The organism is Pseudomonas sp. Pseusp88 (genome assembly GCF_047303955.1).
Lineage (GTDB): Bacteria > Pseudomonadota > Gammaproteobacteria > Pseudomonadales > Pseudomonadaceae > Aquipseudomonas.
In genome coordinates, this window is sequence record NZ_JBGLYM010000086.1 from 1 (window position 1) to 865 (window position 865).

The 865-nt window shown below is 50.4% G+C and carries 1 protein-coding gene and 1 pseudogene; both read left to right on the forward strand.

Annotation, left to right across the window (positions count from 1 at the left end; all coding sequences use genetic code 11):
• Positions 1 to 167 precede the first annotated feature (167 nt).
• Positions 168 to 548, forward strand: coding sequence for a hypothetical protein (locus ACCD02_RS32570; RefSeq protein ID WP_413310706.1), 381 nt, complete (start codon positions 168 to 170; stop codon positions 546 to 548).
• Between the two features lie 8 nt (positions 549 to 556).
• Positions 557 to 865: pseudogene (locus tag ACCD02_RS32575) on the forward strand (hypothetical protein); the annotation flags it as partial.

Consider the following 865-nt stretch of genomic DNA (forward strand, 5'->3'; position numbering starts at 1 on the left):
TGGGCCGTTCGTGCGCAATTCATCCTGAGCACCCAATCGCAAACCCTTTACTTCCCGGCGCCCGCCGTAAAAGACCCTATCCGCTTTGGCCCGGAATACGCCCAGGCCGACTTCACCACGACCCATCGGCCGTTCTGGGCCGATGAATACACCCACAAGGCGCAATAATGTCTAACCCCGTCAAATCAACGCCTTACTACGCGCCAGAGGCCTACCATCCGGATCGGATTCCCGAGCAACCAGACGCCCTGCCGCGCAACCTATTATTCAAGCTGATCGGAACGCGACTGCCTTGGGGCAACACCCAGGAGGTGCTCCCGGATAACATCATGCAAGATCCCGATCCCGAAGGGATGCGTTTCTGGGAGGAAGTAAGGCGAAAAAAAGCTGAAGAAAAAGCTAACGGTACTTACGTACCTCGTCCATTTGAACATCTGAATATGCATTTCAAACACGATCATGAAGTAATTCGCCAAGCGCATCTCCCATTTCGCTCTCAATTTTGGCTTTTCTTAAAGGGGGGGGGAAATGGGCAACTATTATCTTAATCCCTATCATGGCGCTGACTCACATGACAGCTTTATATAAATTCAACGAGCCAGCTTGGGAACTCACAAAATCTCTGTTTATAGAGGTTCACTCCTGGTTTATCGGCATACCATTTATCTGCGGGCTGATCGGTCATATCGTCGTTGAGTACTTCCCGAGAATCTGGCTACGCGCCCCAAAAGGCCCTCTTTGGGAACTCAATCGCCGCACGGGCTTGGTCACCATTTTTGACTACAAAAACTTTAAAAAAACCGGAAAAATCGGCGAGTTTACTGCGCCCTTTTATGAGTTTGATGCCTATATAATCACCAGCCCG

Bases quoted from the DNA above. Each gene is read 5' to 3' on its own strand.
- ACCD02_RS32570 (WP_413310706.1), top strand. From the start codon at position 168: ATGTCTAACCCCGTCAAATCAACGCCTTACTACGCGCCAGAGGCCTAC.